Here is a 16,114-nt window from a genome sequence, read left to right as displayed (position 1 = left end):
GGCCCGCCCGCGCCACCGGTCCATCCAGCCCTACCCCCGGGCCGGGCCGACTATGCGCCTTCGCGGATCGCGGACAGCTCGTCCGGGCGTGACGCGGGCAGCAGGTCGGTCAGCAGCTCGCTCAGCACGGCGAGCCCGTCGGGGCTGAGCACCGACTCCGCGTGGAACTGCACCCCGGCGAAGCCCCGGCCCCGCAGGGCGTGCACCGCGCCGTCGTCCGGGTCGCGGGCCAGCTCCACCGGCCCGTACGCGGTGGCCAGCCGGTCGGCGTCTGAGCGGGCCGTGAACGTCGAGTAGAACCCGACCCGGCGGGTGCGGCCGAACACCGGCACTTCCCGCTGCAACCCCTGATACGGCGCGTCCCGGCGGTGCAGCGTCAGCCCCAGCAACCCGGCCAGCACCTGATGACCGAGGCAGACCGCGAGGGTGGGACGGCCGGTGGTCAGCAGCCCGGTCAGCAGCTTGCGCAGCGCCAGCATCTTCGGCTCGGCCGCGCTGCCCGGGTCGCCCGGCCCGGGACCGACGACCACCAGGTCGTAGTCGTCGACCGGGCCGCTCGCGTGCCAGGCGCGGGTGGTCACCGCGAGACCCAACGCGCTCAGTTGGTGGGCCAGCATTCTGGTGAAGGTGTCCTCGGCGTCCACGATCAACGCTCGGCGGCCGACCAGCCCGGGCAGTCCGGGCGCGTCCGGTGACCGCTGGTCCAGCCAGAACCGCGCCAGCGGTGCGTTGCGCGCGGCCAGCGCGTCGCGTACCGCCGGGTCGTCGTCCAGCCGCGCGACCGGCCCGCGGTCGCCGACGGACGCCGCCGGCCCGAGGCCGAGCGCGGCCAGCACCCCGGCGGCCTTGGCGTGCGTCTCAGCCACCTCGCCGGCCGCCGTCGAGTGCCGGACCAGGGTCGCGCCGACCGGCACCCGCAGTCGGCCGGTGGGGGAGATCTCGGCGGTCCGGATCAGGATCGGGGCGTCGAGCGTCTGCCGGCCGGCCTCGTCGTGGCCGAGCAGCGCCAGCACACCCCCGTAGTAGCCCCGGCCCCGGCGCTCGTGCCGGGCGATCACCCGGCAGGCGTTCTCGATCGGGCTGCCGGTGACGGTGGGGGCGAACATGGTCTCGCGCAGCACCTCCCGCACGTCGCGGGTGCCCCGCCCGGCGAGCAGGTACTCGGTGTGCGCCAGGTGCGACATCTCCTTGAGCTGCGGCCCGATCACCTGCCCACCCTGCTCGGCGACGGCGGCCATCATCTTCAGCTCCTCGTCGAGCACCATGTACAGCTCTTCGATCTCCTTCTCATCGGCGAGGAAACGCAGCAGCGCCGCCCGGTCCGCGACGCCACCGGGGCAGCGGAAGGTGCCGCTGATCGGGTTCATCATCACCAGTCCGTCGTCGACGCTGACGTGGCGCTCCGGGCTGGCGCCGACCAGCGTCCGGGTGCCGGTGTGCACCACGAACGTCCAGTACGCGCCGCGCTCGGCGATCAGCAGCCGGCGTAACGCGGCCAGCGCGGCCCTCAGCGGTGGGCCCTGCACGGTGGCGTGCAGAGCGCGGTGGATGACGAAGTTCGCGCCCTCACCGCGGCCGATCTCCTCGGACAGCACCCGCTGCACGGTCCGCGCGTACTCGTCGTCGCTGACGTCGAAGCCCGCGTCGGTGGTGCGCACCGGTTCGTCGGGCAGCGCGGCGAGGGCGTCGGTCAGCGTGATCCGTTGGTGCTCGCGGACCCGGAGAAACTCCAGCGGGGCGGCGTCGTCGACGCAGGCGAAGCCGCGCTCGGTGATCTGCCGGTACGGCACCAGGGCCAGCGTCCGCGCCCCGGACGGGCCCGCCGGCAATGGGAGGTCGGTGAGCTCTTCGACGGTGTCGACCGGGCCGGCAAACAGGTCCAGGTCGTCCGCGCCCTCACGGCGCAGAAGCGCGAAGGGGCCGGGGTCGACGCCGCTGGCGACGGCGGCGAGCAGGTCGGTCAGGTGGGTCATCGGAGTCTCCGTCGGGCTCGGTGCCGCCGTCGGGCGGCCCTTGAGCCGGGAGATCCGGCGACCGCCTCAATGGCGGCCGCGTGGATGGAGCTACGCGCGGGAGATGGCCGCCGGGTCGGCGGGCCACCAAACGGTCAACTGCGCGAGCATGTGATCCACCCTACGCGCCCGTCGGCCGGCTGGCACGGGGTAACTTGACCGGCGATGAACATTCTCGCGCTCGACCTGGGCACCTCCTCGGTACGCGGGCTGGTGCTGGACGCGGACGCCCAGCCGCTGCCCGGCGCTCTGGCCCGCCGCAAGGTCGACCTCGCCATCGGCGACGACGGCACCGGCACGCTGTCCGGTCGGGACTATCTGGCCAGCCTGGTCGAGTGCCTGGACGAGTTGGCCGACTCGGGGCACCTGCACGACGTCGGCCTGGTGGCGGTCTCCGCCCAGTGGCACTCGGTGCTCCCGCTGGACCGCGACGGCGCTCCCTTGGGCCCGGTGGTCACCTGGCTGGACACCCGACCGGCCCCGGTCGGGCGCACCCCCGGGCCGGCCGACCCGGACGGCTTCCACCAGCGCACCGGCTGCTGGTGGCACCGTTCGTACTGGTCGATGCGGTTGCCCTGGTTGCGTGAGCAGTCCGGCACCCCGATCGCCCGGTTCGTGGGTCTGCCCGAGTACGTGCTGGGCGAGTTGCTCGACTCGGCGCCGATGTCGATCTCCCAGGCCTCCGGGACCGGTCTGCTGGATCTGCGCACCCTGAGCTGGGACGAGGAGGCGCTGACGCTGGCCGAGGCGCGGCCGGCGGAGCTGCCGCCGCTGGGCGAGCTGGACTGGCACGGCCGGCTCCGGGTCGACCTGGCTCGTCGGTGGCCGCAACTGGCGAAGGCCCGCTGGTCGCCGCCGGTGGGCGACGGTGGGGCGTCGAACGTCGGCTCGGGCTGCGTCGACCCGAGCCGGGCCGCTGTCACAGTGGGCACCTCCGCCGCCGTACGGCTGATGCAGCGGATTCCGGCGGGCGAGCCGATGCCGCGCCTGCCCGAACGGTTGTGGCGTTACCGGGTCGACCACGAGCATGTGGTGACGGGGGCCGCGTACGCCAACGGGGGCAACCTCTTCGCCTGGGCGGACCGGGAGCTGCGGTTGCCGCAGGGCGCTGAGCTGGACGCGGCGCTGGCGCTGGTGCCGACGGGTGGTGGCCGGCCGGCGAATCCCCGCTTCGGTGGCGACCGGGCGCCGGGGTTGGCCCCGGCGGGCAGTGGTGAGCTGCGCGGTCTGAGTTTCAGCACCACCTCGGTCGACATCCTGGCTGGGCTGATGCAGGGGTTGTGTGAGCTGGTCGCCGAGGATCTCGGGGTGCTGGAGTCCACGATCGACAAACCGGTCGGCGTGGTGTTGGGCGGCGGTGCGGTGGCCGCCTCGGTGTGGTGGCGGCAGGCCTTCGCGACCGCGCTCGCCCCGCGACCGGTGTCGCATCAGCGCAACCCGGAGATTGGCGCCACCGGTGCCGCGTTGGTGGCGCTGGGGCGCTTCGGTGACGCGATCCAGCTCGCCGACATCGGCCGGACGGACGAGCTGGTTTTACCGACCACGGCAGGACGTTCCCACCCGCAGTATCCTTCCTGAACCTCGGCCTCGCCCGGGCCGTTGACAGCGGTACCGAGCCTGGTTGGATGGACTGCGCTCCCCCGACCGCGGTGGACGCGGTAGGACGGAGGAGGCAGGGTGGCGGCAGGTCCCGACCCGGCGAACGGCGCGGTGTCGAACCATCGCCGACGTCGCTTCGATGTCCGAGTCGTTCCGCATCGACGGCGGTCGCCGTTCCGGCTGCGCGACTGGCGGATGAGCACGAAGCTCGCCACGGTGCTGCTGGTGCCGTCGATGGCGTTCCTCCTGCTCGCCGGGGTGCAGACCAGCACCCTGGTGGGGCGGACGACGGCGTTGAACGACTTCTCCAGTCAGGTCGGCATCGGCCGGCAGATCACGGCGGCGGTGCACCAGCTCCAGCAGGAGCGTGACCGTTCGGCGGGGGAGCTGGGTGAGCTGCGGAAAGGTGGTGACCGGCAGGCCGCGGCGAACGACCTGAAGCCGTTGCAGGAGGCCACCGACAAGGCCATCGTGGACCTCAGCCGGGCCGCCGAGCCGTTGGCCGACGCGGACGCGTCCTGGCGGGTGGCCTTCTCCGAGGCGCTGGAGGCGTACGACCAGGTGGTCGACATCCGCTCAGCGATCCCACCGGCGGTGCTCAGCACCGAGACCATCCTGGGCAACTACCACCGGGCCGTCGGGGCGTTGCTCGACCTGCTCGCCGAGCCGACGCCGGGGCAGAACCAGCCGGCGTTGAACGACGCGGTGCTGCGCTACGTCCAGTTGGCCCGGGTCAAGGAGCTGTCCTCCCGGGTGCGGGCCCAGCTCTACGCCGCCGCCCGCGCCGGCGCGTACGGCACCGAGGACCGGGTGATCCTCGCCGACCTGCGCGGTCAGCAACTCACCGCGCTCGGCGCGTTCCGGGTGGCCGCGACCAGTGAGCAGATCCGCCGCTACGACGAGACCTCGGTGTCGCCGATGTTCCTGGTCGCCACCGGGTTGGAGGAGCGCAGCCTGTCCTCCGGCAGCGCGTCGCCGCAGGTGCTGCCGTCGGAGCAGTGGTGGTCGGCCAGCCAGCAGCGTCAGGAGCTGCTGCGTCAGCTTGAGGCGGGGGTGCTCGACGACGCTGTCCGCCAGGCCGAGGAGGCCAGCGACGATCAGCTGCGTACGACCCTGCTGGTCGTCGGCGGGGTGGTCACGGTCCTGCTGGCCGCGCTGCTGATCTCGTTGCTCATCGGGCGTTCGGTCGCCCGGTCGATGCGGCTTTTGCGCAGCCAGGCGTTGCGGATCGCCCAGGTCGAGTTGCCGGAAGCCCTGGACCGACTGAAGACCGTCACCGGTGGGGTGCCGCGCATGGACGTCGCGCCGGCGGTGGTCCGTTCACTCGACGAGATCGGCGAGCTGGCCGAGGCGTTCGTGGCGGTGCACCGCAGCGCGGTCACCGTCGCCGTCGAGCAGGCGCTGATGCGGCGCAACGTCAACGCGATGTTCGTCAACCTGGCCCGCCGCAGCCAGGTGCTGGTGGAGCGTCAGCTCGAGCTGTTGGACGACCTGGAGCGCGAGGAGAGCGACCCGGACCAGCTGGAGAACCTGTTCAAGCTCGATCACCTGGCCGCCCGGATGCGCCGTAACGACGAGAGCCTGCTGGTGCTCGCCGGCACCGACTCCACCCGCCGGTGGAACCGGCCGGTCGGGCTCGGTGCGGTGCTGCTGGCTGCCGCCGCGGAGATCGAGCAGTATCAGCGGGTCCGGATCGAGTCGGTTGCCGACGTGCACGTGGTCGGGCACGCTGTCGGCGAGTTGGTGCACCTGCTCGCCGAGCTGCTGGAGAACGCCACGGCCTTCTCCCGCCCGGACACCGTCGTGGTGGTGACCGCCCGGGTCGAAGCGGGCGGTGCGCTGATCGAGATCGTCGACCGGGGTCTGGGCATGAGCCCGACCGCGTTGGTGCAGGCGAACGAGGTGCTGGCCACCCCTCCGGCCGCGGACGTCGCGGCGGTGGAGCGGATGGGGCTCTTCGTGGTCAGTCACCTCGCGGCCCGGTTGAGCGTCCGCGTGCGGTTGCAGGGCGGCGAGGACGGCCTGGTCGCCCGGCTCGCCCTGCCCGCGGAGTTGCTGGCGCCGCCGGGCAACGTGGAGCTGGACGCGCCCCCGTCGGCGCGGATGCTGGCGGCGAGCGCGGCACGAGGGGTGGTTCCGCAGCCTGGGGCCGCCCGGCCGGCCGCTGCCCCGATGGTGAACGGCGCGGTGCGGGACCTGCCGGTGGCCGGTCGCCCGCCGGGCGTCGGCGTGCCGCGTCAGGGCCGCCCGGTGCCGGTACGCGCCGAGGACGTGTTGACCCCCGCAGCCGCTCGCGGTGCCGGCGGGGGCTGGTATTCGCGGCAGGGCCCAGCGCCGGTGGTGCCCGCCGCGGCGGCGCCACCGACGATCCCGGTGACCGCCGGCACCAATGAGCGGGGATTGCCGGTGCGGGTGCCCATGGCGCAGTTGAGCGCGGTCACCCGTTCGGCACAACCGATGACGGCACCGACCCGCACCGACCCGGACCCGGAGGCGGTCGGCGGCATGCTCTCGCGGCTCTACAGCGGAGTACGGCGCGCCGAGGCTGAGGACACCACCGAGATACCCGTGCCACCGTCCGGGGGGCACGACGAAGGGGGACGACGACAGTGACGACGTTGAGCCAGGAGGCGCGTGACCTGAGCTGGCTGGTGAGCGCGTTCGCGGAGCGGGTGCCGGGTGTGGCGCACGCGGTGGTGGTCTCCTCCGACGGGCTGCTGGTGGCGATCTCCGATCACCTGCCGCGTGACAACGCGGACAAGCTCGCCGCGGTGACCTCCGGGCTGATGAGTATCACCGCGGGCGCGGCCTCGATGTTCGACGGCGATATCGTCAAGCAGACGGTGGTCGAGATGGGCCGAGGCTACTTCCTTGTGATGCAGATCCGCGACGGTTCGATTCTGGCCACGCTGGCCGCCGGTGACGCGGACATCGGCGTGGTCGGCTACGAGATGGCCCGGTTGGCCAAGCAGGCGGGGGAGATGCTCACCCCGGCCCTGCGGGCGGAGTTGCAGCAGGCGCTGCCCCGCTGAATGAGCCGGCCGAGGCCCGGACGGTCGCGGCTCACCCGAGCCGAGCCGTCCGGGCCCGGGCGTCCGGGTGGCGGCGCGCTCAGAAGCCGCCGTCGGCGATGACCGAGCGGTACCAGGTGGCGGAGTTCTTGAGCACCCGACGCTGGGTGGCGTAGTCCACGTAGACCAGGCCCCAGCGCTGGTCGTAGCCCTGGTCCCACTCGAAGTTGTCGAGCAGTGACCAGACGTGGAAGCTCTCCAGCGGCACTCCCTCGGCGATGGCCCGGTGCGCGGCGGTGAGGTGGTCGCGCAGGAACCTGATCCGCCCGGTGTCCTGGACGGTGTCGTCCGCGCCCAGGGTGTCCGGTGTGGGCAGCCCGTTCTCGGTGATGGTGAGCGGGATCGGCCCGTATTCGCGGGTGATTCGGGTCAGCAGGTCGTACATCCCCTCGGGGTAGATCTGCTGCCATTCGGCCTCGGAGGTCTCCCAGCGGTGCGTGGTGCCGCCGTCGCCGGTGACGTAGATCGGGGTGTAGTACTGCACCGCCAGCAGGTCGACCGGCGCGGAGATGGTCTCCAGGTCGCCGTCGCGGATGCCCTGGGCCATCCGGCTCTGCGGGCCCAGGTCGGCCAGCAGGTCCTCCGGGTAGCTGCCCTTGAGCAGGGAGTCGAGGTAGAGGCGGTTCTCGTAGGCGTCGTAGAGGTGGGCGGCCGCGGCAGCCTGCGGGGAGTCGTCGGCGGGGTAGCAGGGGTGCAGGTTGAGAGCGGGGCCGATGCGGCTGTCGCTGCCGGTGGCGCGCAGCGCGGCGACGGCGTACCCGTGGGCGAGTTGCAGGTGGTGAGCGACCAGGTAGGCGGCGTCCGGGTCCTGCCGCCCGGGGGCGTGGTGGCCGGTGAGGTAGCCGTTCTGCACCACGGTCTTGGGTTCGTTGATGGTGAGCCAGGCCGGCACCCGGTCGCCAAGGGCGCGGAAGACCACGTCGGCGTAGTCGGCGAAGCGGTGGGCGGTGTCGCGTGACTCCCAGCCGCCGGCGTCCTGGAGCGCCTGCGGGAGGTCCCAGTGGAACAGGGTGGCCATCGGGGTGATTCCGCGCTCGTGCAGGCCGTCGAGGAGGCGGCGGTAGAAGTCGAGGCCGCGTTGGTTGGGCGTGCCGGTGCCGTCGGGCTGGATCCGGGGCCAGGAGATGGAGAAGCGGTAGCTGCGCAACCCGAGGTCGCGCATGAGGTCGAGGTCCTCGGCGTAGCGGTGGTAGTGGTCGATGGCCACGTCGCCGGTGTCGCCGTTTCGGGTGCGACCTGGGACGCGGCTGAAGGTGTCCCAGACCGACTCGCCGCGCCCGTCCTCCTTGGCGGCGCCCTCGATCTGGTAGGCGGAGGTGGCCGCGCCCCAGCCGAAGTTGTCCGGGAAGCGCAGCGGGCCGGCGGGCCCGGTAGGTATCGACATGGATTCTCCTCATGGATACGGGGCCACCGCCGAAAGATTCGGGAGCGCTCCCATGATAGGGCAGGCGCTGCCAGCCGGTCAGCCGGCCGTCAGAACGGCCGGTGCTGGCGGTTGGGAGGCGGGTGTGGGCCCCGAGCAGCGAACGAGGCCGTCCGGGCGGCGCGGCGCGCCTGTCCCGTCGGCCTCTTTTCCTATCGTGTACGGGGGTTTAGTGTGGGGACGGGGGAGGGCAACCCCCGTCCCCACCGTAACTGCACACACACGGGCGGAATTTGGGTCCTGCCGTGCGTGTCGCGCGGGAGCCGGGCCACGCGAGTGGCTCTGGTTCCACCTCCCTCCCTGTGGCGGGACGATGGCTGACGACGGCGTCCGGGCTGGCCCGTCGTCGGCCCTCGGTCTGGTTCCCTGGGCTCGTCAGGACGACCCCAGCGATCTTCTTGTTGGAACCTTGTCGATGGAAGCGCTCCCATCGACCGATGTTGCGACTGTAACGCCCGTCACGCCTTTGTGAAAGACCCAAAACGAGATCGAAACAAGGAGCTGATCCAGCGCTCCGTGCGCTTGTTGTGGGAGCGCTTCCATGGCACACTGTCGATTCGACGCGACAGGAGCCACATCGCGTGAGTGCGGGTCCACCGAGGGCAGCCGGCAGCGCCAGCTCCGGTCACGGTCACCCGAGCGCAGCCGGCGGGGCCCCCTCCCGTGCGGGCCGCGACCGCCCTACCCCGGCCGGGCCCGGGGAAGACCACCTTCCCGGCGCCTCGACATCCCCGCGGACCACCACCACCGTCGCGGGCAGGCGCCTCGCCGGGGACCATCCCGGCCTGGTCCGAGGAGACACCGCGCACATGAGACAACTGGCAATACGCCGCCGCGTGGCGCTCGCCGCCGCCGCGCTGCTCGCCATCGGCGGGGTGACCCTGCCTGCCGGCGCCGCACAGGCCGCACCGGCCTGCGACGTGGTCTACGCGACCAACGACTGGAACACCGGCTTCACCGCGAACGTCACCATCAAGAACCTGGGTGACCCGGTGAGCAACTGGACGCTCAAGTGGACCTTCCCGACCAGCGGTCAGCGGGTCACCCAGGGCTGGTCGGCCAGATACAGCCAGACCGGCAGCGAGGTCACCGCGACCAACGAGTCGTACAACGGCAACCTTGCCACCGGGGCCTCCACCACCATCGGCTTCAACGGCGCCCACTCGGGCAGCAACCCGAAGCCCACCTCGTTCACGCTCAACGGCACCCCCTGCAACGGCACCCCGGCCAACCAGCCGCCGACGGTCTCCCTCGGCCTGCCGACCGGGCCGTTCACCGCGCCGGCCGACGTGCCGCTGACGGCCACCGCCAGCGACCCGGACGGGACGATCAGCAAGGTCGAGTTCTACCGCAACGGCCTGCTGATCAACACCGACACCTCCGCCCCGTACGCGTACACGCAGGAGGACCTGCCGGCCGGCAGCTACACCGTCCAGGCCAAGGCGTACGACAACGCCAACGGCATCGGGGTCGACGAGAAGGCGTTCACCGTCGGGGCCGCCACCGGCCCGACACTGGTCGCCACCCCGTCCGCGGTGAGCGTCGCCGAGGGTGGCAGCGCCACCTTCAACCTGAAGCTCAGCGCCGCCCCGACGGCCAACGTGCCGGTCACCCTCACCCGCACCGGTGACACCGACGTCACGGTCTCGCCGGCCACGGTCACGCTGACCCCGAGCAACTGGAACACCGGGGTCACCGTCACGGTCGCCGCGGCGGAGGACGCCGACACCGTCGGTGGCGCCGCCACCATCACCGCGTCCGCCACCGGTCTCGCCTCGCTGGCGGTCAGCGCCACCGAGATCGACAACGACACCCCCGGCGGCGACAACGCCTACACCGCGAAGTTCCTCGAGCAGTACGGCAAGATCAAGAACTCGGGCTACTTCAGCCCCGAGGGCGTGCCGTACCACTCGGTGGAGACGCTGATCGTCGAGGCGCCCGACCACGGCCACGAGACCACCTCGGAGGCGTTCAGCTTCTGGCTCTGGCTGGAGGCCTACTACGGCAAGGTCACCCAGAACTGGGCCCCGTTCAACAACGCCTGGACGGTGATGGAGAAGTACATCATCCCCACGCACGCCGACCAGCCGACCGCCGGCTCCGCGGGCACCCCGCAGTACGCCGCGGAGTACAACCTGCCCAGCCAGTACCCGTCGGCGCTGAACCCGAACGTCTCGGTCGGTCAGGACCCGCTGCGCTCGGAGTTGCAGTCCACCTACGGCACCGGCGACATCTACGGCATGCACTGGCTGATGGACGTCGACAACACCTACGGCTTCGGCCGCTGCGGTGACGGCACCACCAAGCCGGCCTACATCAACACCTTCCAGCGGGGCACCCAGGAGTCGGTGTGGGAAACCATCCCGCAGCCCTCCTGCGACACCTTCAAGCACGGCGGTCAGTACGGCTACCTCGACCTGTTCGTCAAGGACACCGGCGCCCCCGCCAAGCAGTGGAAGTACACCAACGCCCCGGACGCCGACGCCCGCGCCGTGCAGGCCGCGTACTGGGCGCTGACCTGGTCCAAGGCGCAGAACAAGCAGGCCGACGTCGCTGCCACCATCACCAAGGCCGCCAAGATGGGCGACTACCTGCGGTACGCGATGTTCGACAAGTACTTCAAGAAGATCGGCAACTGCGTCGGGGCCAGCACCTGCCCCGCCGGCAGCGGCAAGGACTCGGCGCACTACCTGCTCTCCTGGTACTACGCCTGGGGCGGCGCGTACGACGCCAGCCAGAACTGGTCCTGGCGGATCGGCTCCAGCCACAACCACTTCGGCTACCAGAACCCGTTCGCGGCCTGGGCGCTGACCAACACCCCGGAGCTCAAGCCGCAGTCGTCGACGGCGGTCGCCGACTGGACCAAGAGCTTCGAGCGGCAGCTGGAGTTCTACACCTGGCTGCAGTCCGCCGAGGGTGGCATCGCCGGTGGCGCCACGAACAGCTGGGACGGTAGCTACGCCCAGCCGCCGTCCGGCACCAGCACCTTCTACGGCATGTTCTACGACGTCGACCCGGTCTACAACGACCCGCCGTCGAACCAGTGGTTCGGTATGCAGGCCTGGTCGATGCAGCGCATCGCCGAGCTGTACCAGCAGACCGGCAACGCGAAGGCCAAGGCGCTGCTGGACAAGTGGGTGCCCTGGGCGATCGCCAACACCACCCTCGGCACCAACTGGTCGATCCCGTCGGACATGGCGTGGACCGGTCAGCCGACCACCTGGAACCCGTCCAACCCGCAGCCCAACACCGGCCTGCACGTCGAGGTCATCAGCAAGGGCCAGGACGTCGGCGTCACCGCCGCCTACGCCCGGATCCTGATCGCGTACGCGGCCAAGTCGGGCAACGCGGCGGCGAAGACCACCGCCAAGGGGCTGCTCGACGCGCTGTCGGCCGCCAGCGACGCCAAGGGTGTCTCCACCACCGAGAAGCGTGGCGACTACCGGCGCTTCGACGACGTCTACAACGCGTCCACCGGGCAGGGCCTCTACGTCCCGTCGGGTTGGACCGGGAAGATGCCGAACGGCGACGCCATCGCCGCCGGCAAGAGCTTCCTCGACATCCGGTCCTTCTACAAGAACGACCCGGACTGGCCCAAGGTGCAGGCGTACCTGAACGGTGGTCCGGAGCCCGAGTTCAACTACCACCGGTTCTGGGCACAGGCTGACGTCGCCATGGCGTACGCCGACTACGGCAGCATGTTCCCGAACGGCTGAGACGACCCGGGGTGGGTGGCGTGGACCGCCCTCCCCGGGATTCGGCCCCGGTCCGGGGAACGACGGACCGGGGCCGGCGGGACGGCCTGACACCCACGGTCAGGCCGGGGTGGGCCGGCCATCTGGCCGACGCAGCGGATCGGCTGGCCCACCCCACCGCCCGGACTGGAGCCAGCCGCGAAAAAGCCCAGAAATTCGGGCCGTCGCGGGATCACACCGAGGTCTGTGACGGAGTAACGTACGTCACCGGAGAGGCCGCTCCCCCCGTGGCGGCCTCTCCACTTTTTTGCCCCGAGTCCGACCGGCGGGACCGGTTGTCAGCGCGGCGGCGCGACCGGGTGACGCAACCCCGGGTGCCCGGCCGGCAGCGAGCGCCGCAGCACCAGCCAGCTCAGCGCCAGCGCCGTGGCGACCAGCGGCCAGGTCAGCGCCACCCGGGCCACCACCAGCGCGAGCACCTGCCCACCCAGGTAGAGCGGCACGAACACGGCCACCCGCAGCAGGTAGGTCACCGTCCACACCCAACTGGCCCGGCCGTACCCGCGCAGCAGCGCCGGGTCGCGCCGCCACCCGGCCCGCTGGCCCAGCACCGCGCCGACCAGCACACCGAGCAGTGGCCACCGCACCACGATGCTGACCGTCCACGCCAGAGCGCTCGCGGCGTTCGACAGCACCTGGATCAGAAAGAAGTTCTCGGCCCGGCCGGTGCGCACCGCGATCAACGCCGCGACGCAGACGGCCAGCAGCCCGATCAGGACCGAGCGCGGCCGGTCACCCCGGCGTAGCCGTACGCCGGCCACCACCGCGCCCACGGCCAGCGCCGCGCCGACCCCGCCCCACAGCGACTCGCCGCCCAGCAGCCAGCCCACCGCGAAGGCCAGCGGCGGCAGGGTGGCGTCGATCGCGCCGCGTCGCCCGCCCAGCAGATCCGTCAGCGACTCGGCCCGCGCCGGCTCACCCGGGCCGGTGTCGCCGCCCGTCGGCACCGGCCCCGCCGACCCCGGATTTTCGCCTTCACCCTGCTCCGGGCCGGGTTGGGTCGGGCCGTTGTCGCGTTCGGGTACTCCGCTCACCACCGCCTCCTCGCCTCTGGCACAACCTAACCGGCACATGGTGGCGGGCCACCGGTCGGACCGCTGACACCTGCCGCTACGGTGTGCGAATGCGCGCGACGGCACGGGGTTGGACCGCGGTCTGGTTGGTCGTACTGGCCCTCGTCCAGGCGGCCGCCTTCCTCGCCGTGTGGCGGGTGGCCGTGCACTCCGAGATAGGTCAGTGGGTGGACACGGTCGCCCTCACCGGCAACCGGATCGGGCAGGACACCATCGACGGCCCCGTCGACAAGATCCTCAACGCGATGTCGGTGGTTTCGCTGCTGGCCGCCACCGCGACGATCGGGTTCATCGCGCTGATCCGAGGGCGGATCGCCCTGGCGATCACCGCGACCCTGCTGATCGCCGGAGCGAACGTCACCACCCAGTTGCTCAAGTACGGGCTCAACCGGCCCGACTACGGTGTCGACCCGGAACGCGCCGCGGTGGGCAACAGCCTCCCGAGCGGGCACGCCACGGTGGCCGCCTCGGTGGCGGTCGCGCTGATGCTCGTGCTGCCGCGCAAGGTACGAGCCGTCGGTGCCTTCATCGGTGCCGGGTACGCCGCCGTCGCCGGAGTCGCCACCCTCTCCGCCGGCTGGCACCGACCCAGCGACGCCGTCGCCGCGTACCTGGTGGTGGGTGTGTGGGCGGCGTTGGCCGGGTTGCTGCTGCTGGTCACCCAGCGGGAGCAGGCCGAGATCGCCCCCGGCGACGCGCACCGGGTCGCGGCGCTGGTGCTCGGGCTCGGTGGTGTGCTCGCCCTGGTGGCCTGTGGGCTCTCCCTGTCCTGGTTGCTCGACCTGCGCGACATCGGGCCGGAGGAGCTGGCCCGCCGTCCCCTGTTCGTCGGGTACGCGGGCAGCGCCGCCGGGATCGCCGGCACGATGGCGGTGGTGATGGCGTTGGCGCTCACCGTCGTGCACCGGCTGGTGCCCCGGGTCAAGGGCTGAGCCGTCCGGCGTAGCCACCTGTGCGGCCGAGCGGGGTCAGCTCGCGGCGCGGGGTGCGGGGACGTGCGGGGCGACACCGCGCAGGTGGGTGAGCACCACCGGGTCGATGCGGCCCGGCACCAGCCGCTCCTCCAGGTTCTCCAACCCGGCCCAGGAGATCAACGCCGCTTCCGTGCCGTCCTCGTGCACCCTGTGGCCCAGCGCGCCGAGCAACGCCGCCACCTCGGCGGCGACCGCGCCGCTCAGGTCGAGCAGGGTCGCCGGGTCGGGTCGGCCGAACAGCATGGTGTGCACAGTGAGCAGCCGGCCCAGCTCGGCGACCGGGTCCGGGTGGTCGTCCACGCGCAGGTCGACCACCACGTCGCTGGTGCCGCCGTACCCACCGTTGCGCTCGACCACCAGCAGACCGGCGCTCTGCCGGCCCCGCCGGTCGCCGCCGGCCTCGTCGCCGGCCCGCAGCGCGGCGACGAGCCGCTCGGCGAACGGCAGCGCCGCTCCCGCCTGCCAGGCCGCGCCGAGAGCGTCGACGACCTCCGGCCCGGTGAGGATGTTGCCCTGTGCGGCCCAACCGTCGCCGGTCCGCCCGCCGGCCCACGGATGGCAGGCCGGCCCGGTCCAGGTGGCACCCGCACCGGTGGCCCCCACGACGCCGAGTTGGCGGTGCTCCCGCTCGGGGTCGGCGGCGATCAGCCCGGCCACCACGTCGGCGGGGGCCACCCCGGTGCGTAGCAGGGTGAGGCCCTGCGGGCGGTAGGCGAGGTTGACGTGGGCCTGGGTGGCCAGCGCACCGACCTCGGCGGCGGCGGCCGGGACCAACGCCCCGGCGGCGAGGAACTTGCTGGCGACGGCGACGCCGTGCAGGCGGCCGTCGGCGGAGCGGGCGACGAGGGAGAAGGTCACCGGCCGAGATTAGCCTTCCGCGCCGCAGTGACGCGGGCACGCGAGGCTCAGAACGGTGGCGCGGCGGCCTCCGGTGGGGCGCCGTAGGCCCGACGGGCGTCAGCCACCGCGACAGCGGCCAGCACCACCGCTCCGACCGCTGTCGCGGCCACCCCGGGCAGGTGCCGCAGCGGCACGGCCGACGCCAGCAGCACCAGGAGGGCGATCCACCGGGACGGCGAGACCCGTGCGAACACCTCGTACTCCAGGCGGGACCGCCCGGCCAGGAACAGGACCGGACCGCCGAGCACCATGACCAGCCACGGCCCGGGGATCCGCTCCAGCGGACTCTCGATGATCAGCTCGTATCCGACCGCTGTGGAAGCGAGACCGATCACCATCACCAGGTGGGTATCGGCGGCGGAACGGCCGATGTTGGCGGGATGCCGGGCCTTCGTCACCGCCTCGCCCAGGATCCGCCCGGCCCGCTGCACGTAGATCCGCCACAGCATGATCGAGGTGGCCAGCGCCAGCGCGAACGCCCACGCGTGCCCGGTCTCGTACGGGCCCTTGCTGTACGCGAAACCGGCCACCAGGATCGTCTCGCCCAGCGCGACGAGGAAGAACTGCTGGTACCGCTCGGCCAGGTGCTCGCCGGCGATCTCCCACTTCGAGATTCTCGAGCGGCCCAGGCCGGGCACCGGCCAACCACAGCGGGCCGCCAGGTACTCCACCGCCAGCGCCGCCGACCAGAGCGCCACCTGCCCGTTGGTGCCCAACATCGCGCCGCCGATCCAGAGCACCCCGCTCACCGCGAAGATCACCGCCATCCGCACCTTCAGCCGGCGGTACGGGTGCGGGCCCAGCGCGATCGACAGGATCACCGGCCGGGTCACCTGCGCGATCACGTACGCCACCGCGAACATCAGCGCGGTCTCGCTGAACGCCCGGGGGATCGCGACCCCCATCAGCATGCTGCACACCAACGCGGTGATCACCACGGTCTGCAACGGCACCCGGTAGGGGTCGTAACGGCTGGTCGTCCACGCGGTGCCCTGCCAGACTGCCCAGAGCGCGAGCAGCAACAGCAGTGTCTTGCCGCTGCCGGTGACCGCCTCCCAGATGTACTTCCGGCCCGACTCCTCGGCCAGGTCCTCGAACGCGCGCGCCGAGATCCGGGTGAGCGCGAAGACGAACACCAGATCGAAGAAGAGTTCCAGGAAGGTGGCCCGGCCCGGTGTGGCCGCCCCGGGGACCGGCTCCAGGTGTCCTGCCGCCCTGAAACCCATGGTCAGCGGCCTGCGCCGTCGGTCCGGTCCACCTCGAAGTGGTAGCACTTTCCACCGCCAGGCACGGTCGGAAACCGGCGA

General features: G+C 72.0%; 10 protein-coding genes. 5 read left to right on the top strand and 5 right to left on the bottom strand.

Translation table 11 applies throughout. The features are described 5' to 3' along the window. Positions 1-50 precede the first annotated feature (50 nt). Positions 51-1,973 carry an anthranilate synthase family protein gene (locus AB0B48_RS25110; RefSeq protein WP_357205652.1) on the bottom strand — a complete coding sequence of 641 codons (1,923 nt, stop codon included), beginning with the start codon at positions 1,971-1,973 and terminating at the stop codon, positions 51-53. A gap of 204 nt (positions 1,974-2,177) precedes the next feature. On the opposite strand from AB0B48_RS25110, the gene AB0B48_RS25105 reads away from it, so the two are divergent. The 3 genes from AB0B48_RS25105 to AB0B48_RS25095 all read left to right on the top strand — a co-directional run bounded on the left by AB0B48_RS25105 (position 2,178) and on the right by AB0B48_RS25095 (position 6,643). Beyond that, on the top strand, positions 2,178-3,590 hold the full coding sequence (locus tag AB0B48_RS25105; RefSeq protein ID WP_357205650.1) for an FGGY family carbohydrate kinase: 1,413 nt from the start codon (positions 2,178-2,180) through the stop codon (positions 3,588-3,590). A gap of 99 nt (positions 3,591-3,689) precedes the next feature. Next, on the top strand, positions 3,690-6,224 hold the full coding sequence (locus AB0B48_RS25100) for a nitrate- and nitrite sensing domain-containing protein (RefSeq protein ID WP_357205647.1): 2,535 nt from the start codon (positions 3,690-3,692) through the stop codon (positions 6,222-6,224). A 5-nt stretch (positions 6,225-6,229) separates the two neighbouring features. After that, the gene (locus AB0B48_RS25095) at positions 6,230-6,643 is read left to right on the top strand and encodes a roadblock/LC7 domain-containing protein (RefSeq protein ID WP_355008432.1); all 414 of its coding nucleotides are present in this window, start codon (positions 6,230-6,232) and stop codon (positions 6,641-6,643) included. 79 nt (positions 6,644-6,722) lie between these two features. Here the strand turns inward: AB0B48_RS25095 and AB0B48_RS25090 are convergent, their stop codons facing one another. Next, a complete protein-coding gene (locus AB0B48_RS25090) occupies positions 6,723-8,066 on the bottom strand; it encodes a GH1 family beta-glucosidase (RefSeq protein ID WP_355008392.1) in 1,344 nt (447 codons plus the stop codon). Between the two features lie 848 nt (positions 8,067-8,914). Between AB0B48_RS25090 and AB0B48_RS25085 the strand changes: the two genes are divergently transcribed. Continuing rightward, entirely contained in the window at positions 8,915-11,821 is a 2,907-nt protein-coding gene (locus AB0B48_RS25085; RefSeq protein WP_357205644.1) for a glycoside hydrolase family 48 protein, read from the top strand. A 317-nt stretch (positions 11,822-12,138) separates the two neighbouring features. Here AB0B48_RS25085 and AB0B48_RS25080 read toward each other — a convergent pair whose 3' ends face one another. After that, positions 12,139-12,807 (bottom strand): DUF3159 domain-containing protein, encoded by a 669-nt coding sequence (locus tag AB0B48_RS25080; protein WP_357205655.1) that lies wholly within the window; start codon positions 12,805-12,807, stop codon positions 12,139-12,141. Positions 12,808-12,977: 170 nt separating this feature from the next. Here AB0B48_RS25080 and AB0B48_RS25075 point away from each other — a divergent pair, with 170 nt between their 5' ends. Next, entirely contained in the window at positions 12,978-13,865 is an 888-nt protein-coding gene (locus AB0B48_RS25075) for a phosphatase PAP2 family protein (RefSeq protein WP_357205641.1), read from the top strand. 36 nt (positions 13,866-13,901) lie between these two features. Here the strand turns inward: AB0B48_RS25075 and AB0B48_RS25070 are convergent, their stop codons facing one another. Then, positions 13,902-14,765, bottom strand: a complete 864-nt coding sequence (locus AB0B48_RS25070; RefSeq protein WP_357205638.1) for a DUF1028 domain-containing protein — start codon at positions 14,763-14,765, stop codon at positions 13,902-13,904. Positions 14,766-14,812: 47 nt separating this feature from the next. Beyond that, the gene (locus AB0B48_RS25065) at positions 14,813-16,033 is read right to left on the bottom strand and encodes a low temperature requirement protein A (RefSeq protein WP_357205635.1); all 1,221 of its coding nucleotides are present in this window, start codon (positions 16,031-16,033) and stop codon (positions 14,813-14,815) included. Positions 16,034-16,114: the final 81 nt, after the last annotated feature.

It is taken from the genome of Micromonospora sp. NPDC049089 (assembly GCF_040648775.1).
In the GTDB taxonomy this organism is placed as follows: Bacteria; Actinomycetota; Actinomycetes; order Mycobacteriales; family Micromonosporaceae; genus Micromonospora.
This window is presented reverse-complemented; position numbering and strand designations above follow the sequence as displayed.